Below are 3,617 nucleotides of genomic sequence, written 5' to 3' on the forward strand. Positions count from 1 at the left end.
AAACAGGCATGATCGGTACAGGAACCCTTATTATCGCAATTACGTTCACCGTTGTGATGATGCTGACTTTAGCTATGCTGCTACGATTGCTGAAGAATTCTCGTGGGCTGTGAGTCCCCTGTATTGACCACAACCCGGTCAGAATATATCAATTACTGAGGATTTCAACAGAGCCTGAATATCTCGATAGACAGGAATCTCCTTGATTCGACACTATCACTACTGAAACAACCAATCGGTGTGTGTATTGTATTGTCCGCTCAAAGTGATCGGTCGATGTTGTGAATGAGACAGGCGATGGTGAGTTCACGGAACTGTTTCCACCATCGTCGTGAGCGGACGAACGCACCGTACTTCCGCTTGAGCGTAGAGTTGACAGTCTCGGATTGACTCCGCTGGCCATAGAGATCAGCATCTAAGCGCGCGTTCCATGCCTTATGGAGCGATGTGAAATCACGATGCTTGATCAGTGGACGAACCTCGTGTTGACGAGCAAGCCGCCTGATCTTCTGGTCGTCGTAGCCCTTGTCACCGAGCAGAATGTCGATATTCTCGGGATTGCGTTTGATCAGTGACGGCGCAATCTGGCTATCGTGTTTCCGGGTCGTCGTCACGTGTAAATCGAGGATTGCGTTCACCTTCGTATCGACCAGCAGTGTCACTTTGAGCTGCTGAATCGTAAGTTCAGCCCGTTTCGTGTAGTGTTTTGAAGCGTGACTGCGGTCAAACCCCGATGCATCGACTCCAACGATTCCACTCGTCGGAAGTAACGTCGCTGAGAGAGTCAATATGATACGCCAGACAGCCATATCAAGCCGATTGAACGCTTTACAGAGCGTTGATGGCGTAGGTAGTTCAACTAATCCAAGAGCTCGACGAATGCGTGGCATCTCGATCAACACGTCGAGCAAACCACGATAGGTCGTGTTCTTCCGAACTTTGAGACACAGCAGAACAACGTGCTGGGGAAGTGTATAGCGGTGTTTGGAGAACTTCGAGGAATATCGAGAGACAGCTCGCCGTGCCAGATGGATCGCCTTCTCAGTAAACCGGAGAATCTGCGACTTCGGGAGGGATTTCATCTCATAGAATTACGGGGTGAACATGTAACTCTCTGAGGATTTCAACAAAGCCGGACGTCCTTGATATACCCGTCGAGTTCGAACGTCCCGATGATGAGTCCCGCGACGATCGCCGCGAGCAGCGCCGTCGTCACGTACGCGACGGTCACGCCGGTCCCGAACAGCCCGAACAGCAGGAACACGGCGATCCAGTTGACGATCGGGGAGGCGAGCAGAAACGAGAACGCCATGCCCGTGGGGGCGCCGGCTCCCAGCAGGCCAGCCAAGACCGGGACGGTCGAACACGAGCAGAACGGCGTTACCGCGCTAAGGCCCGCCGCGAGGACGTTTCCGCTGCCGTGGTCGCGTGCGCGAAGCATCTCTTCGACGCGCTCGGGCGGGAGGTACTCCTGTGCGAGCCCGACGAGGAACGACGCGCCGATGAACAGCGGTGTGAGGACCATCGCAAGGTGGAGGAAGTAGTCCCACGAGTCGAGCAGCGCCGCTTCGGTCCCCGGCGGGATCATCGGTCCTCACCTAACGCCGCGGCCAGATCGAGCAGCTGGAGGCTCGCCGTGTCCGCGATCCGGTAGTACGTCCACTTTCCCTCCTTGCGCGTGGCGACGATGCCGGCGTCGCAGAGCTTCCTGAGGTGTGACGCGACCGTCGACTGGGGCGCGTCGAGTACGGTCTCCAACTCGCAGGCGCAGAGCTCGCCCTCTCGAAGCGCGTGAACGACCGCGAGTCGCTTCTCGTTGGCCAGCGCCTTGAACGCCGACAGCTCCGCCTCGACGACCGCGTCGTCCGCCCGTCGAGTTTCCGGGAACGGCCCGTCACAGCAGACGCCCTCCTCCATCCGTCGGAGCGTCCCGCTCGCGGACTCGGAGCCTGCTTGAGTCGCTGCGTTCGGTTCCTGCGACATTATCGATCAGTCCTCCGCGCGGTCGGCGCGCTCCTCCGGCGCGTCCGCCTCGCCTTCATCCGAGTTTACCTCCTCTATCTGCATATCACAGCAGCTCTCATTGTCATTCGACTCGCCACCGAGCAGTCGGTCGAGTATCGACATACACATCGATATATCTCGATATGACTTGACTCATTTGGTGTACTGCTCAGGTGTCTCGCGAACGCGTCCAGACCGACATCATATTCAAATGAATGGCATCGGCGCACTCTCTTATTGAGTCGCCTGAACGATTCTATACACAGTAAACGGGGAAAGAAGCTCTAAAGCCTTCAACGGAACTTTAGCACTGATTACAACCCCAGCCCGAGCGGTTCATCTTATTCGCGACACGGTGGGACAAGCAGACTCTTTTATATTTGAAGATAAACTAAATCATATATTGGATCAGGTACCGGCTCTTGGAGACCAGATGGACCGCAAAAACGGGATATTGATTGATGAGTCGCTGAGTGAAGAGAGTAAACGCCAGCGCGACGACGTTATTGACACCGGCGCATTCGGCATGCAGACCAGTGGGTCGGACGTGGTCTTCTTCCAAGGTGTCCTCCCGGAGATCAACCGGACAGTACAGGGATCTGAACCGATCGACAAGCAAATCGAGATGTGTCTGGATCAGCTCGAACTTATGTTAGAAACCATACCGGATACCTCGTGGACATCATGAAGGTTGAGAGCCAACTCGGAGACCTAGACGGGGCGGCGGCAATTCCTTTGACGATGAACAGAATATGTTTGTAGTCATGTTGGTGTGGTAACTTTGCGATCGACCCCACCATTTCTTGAATGAGTGGTTCCGGTAGCCCCCCTTTCAAAGATGGTCCTCGCATGCAGTCTCTGTGCGAAGCGTACCAGCTGGGGATCACTATCCGAAACGAACTCAAAAAAGCCGATCTCGTCACCGCGTTCGAAAACCTCGATCACTCGATAGACACGATCGAAGACGGGTATCCAGCGTGGCATCCTGCGCCACTCTCCTTTCGCGCGATAATCCTCTCATTTGTGTTCATGAAAATAACGGGTGACTCGTACGCCGAGTTTTCTCGACGACTCACCCGGCAACCGGAAGTAGCGACTATCCTCGGCTTCAGTCGAGTACCCGATGAATCAGCGTTCTCGCGGGCGTGGCGAAATCGATTCGACGACGCAGCCCACGAATACGTCCACGCTGCTGCCCATTTCGTTGTTAAAGAAGTCCACGATCGCGACATCTCAGCTCCGAAGGTGCGGCCAAAGGCAGAGATCGTCGACGACACGCAAGAAGATACAGACCCAGTCGAAGACGAATCCTTCTCACAGGAGAAGATTATCCAGACGACGCGCCTCGCGCGTGATCACGCCTATGGACACTTCGACTCTGGTCGGGCGTCGAACGCCTCGTACGAGGACACGCAATTTTTCGAGTTACAGACGTTCATGGGGATGGTCCGCTGTGGCACCTCGCAGGGAGCGACTCGCTTCCAATATCGGTAGTTCCCATCGTTCCTGATTGCTGACCCAATTTCTGGAGAGAAATGAACGAGATCAGAGTGACCGGTTCATCGAGTCGAACAAAGGCGGCGGTCTCACGCCAGTGAGAGCGCCGTCAGTCC

At 55.3% G+C, this 3,617-nt stretch carries 4 protein-coding genes and 2 pseudogenes; 2 read left to right on the top strand and 4 right to left on the bottom strand.

Features of this window, described 5'->3' with window-relative positions; genetic code table 11:
* Positions 1 to 260: 260 nt before the first annotated feature.
* From EXE41_RS18295 to EXE41_RS19140, 4 genes and pseudogenes are all read right to left on the bottom strand, one after another.
* The gene (locus tag EXE41_RS18295; protein ID WP_137691755.1) at positions 261 to 1,082 is read right to left on the bottom strand and encodes an IS5 family transposase; all 822 of its coding nucleotides are present in this window, start codon (positions 1,080 to 1,082) and stop codon (positions 261 to 263) included.
* A gap of 47 nt (positions 1,083 to 1,129) precedes the next feature.
* Positions 1,130 to 1,588, bottom strand: a pseudogene (locus EXE41_RS18300) (permease); the annotation flags it as partial.
* Entirely contained in the window at positions 1,585 to 1,983 is a 399-nt protein-coding gene (locus EXE41_RS18305) for a metalloregulator ArsR/SmtB family transcription factor (protein WP_137691756.1), read from the bottom strand. The gene EXE41_RS18305 and the pseudogene EXE41_RS18300, both read right to left, overlap by 4 nt.
* 6 nt (positions 1,984 to 1,989) lie before the next feature.
* Positions 1,990 to 2,127 carry a hypothetical protein gene (locus EXE41_RS19140; protein WP_158294444.1) on the bottom strand — a complete coding sequence of 46 codons (138 nt, stop codon included), beginning with the start codon at positions 2,125 to 2,127 and terminating at the stop codon, positions 1,990 to 1,992.
* 310 nt (positions 2,128 to 2,437) lie between these two features.
* On the opposite strand from EXE41_RS19140, the gene EXE41_RS18310 reads away from it, so the two are divergent.
* Both EXE41_RS18310 and EXE41_RS18315 read left to right on the top strand, forming a co-directional pair.
* Positions 2,438 to 2,692 carry an endoribonuclease L-PSP gene (locus EXE41_RS18310; protein ID WP_137691757.1) on the top strand — a complete coding sequence of 85 codons (255 nt, stop codon included), beginning with the start codon at positions 2,438 to 2,440 and terminating at the stop codon, positions 2,690 to 2,692.
* Between the two features lie 161 nt (positions 2,693 to 2,853).
* Positions 2,854 to 3,495, top strand: a pseudogene (locus EXE41_RS18315) (transposase); the annotation flags it as partial.
* Positions 3,496 to 3,617: the final 122 nt, after the last annotated feature.

This window comes from Halorubrum sp. SD690R (genome assembly GCF_005435035.1).
GTDB lineage: Archaea > Halobacteriota > Halobacteria > Halobacteriales > Haloferacaceae > Halorubrum > Halorubrum ezzemoulense.

Excerpts from the sequence above, each read along its gene's own strand:
- EXE41_RS18295 (WP_137691755.1), bottom strand. The coding sequence starts at position 1,082 with ATGAAATCCCTCCCGAAGTCGCAGATTCTCCGGTTTACTGAGAAGGCG.
- EXE41_RS18305 (WP_137691756.1), bottom strand. The coding sequence starts at position 1,983 with ATGTCGCAGGAACCGAACGCAGCGACTCAAGCAGGCTCCGAGTCCGCG.
- EXE41_RS19140 (WP_158294444.1), bottom strand. The coding sequence starts at position 2,127 with ATGTCGATACTCGACCGACTGCTCGGTGGCGAGTCGAATGACAATGAG.
- EXE41_RS18310 (WP_137691757.1), top strand. The coding sequence starts at position 2,438 with ATGGACCGCAAAAACGGGATATTGATTGATGAGTCGCTGAGTGAAGAG.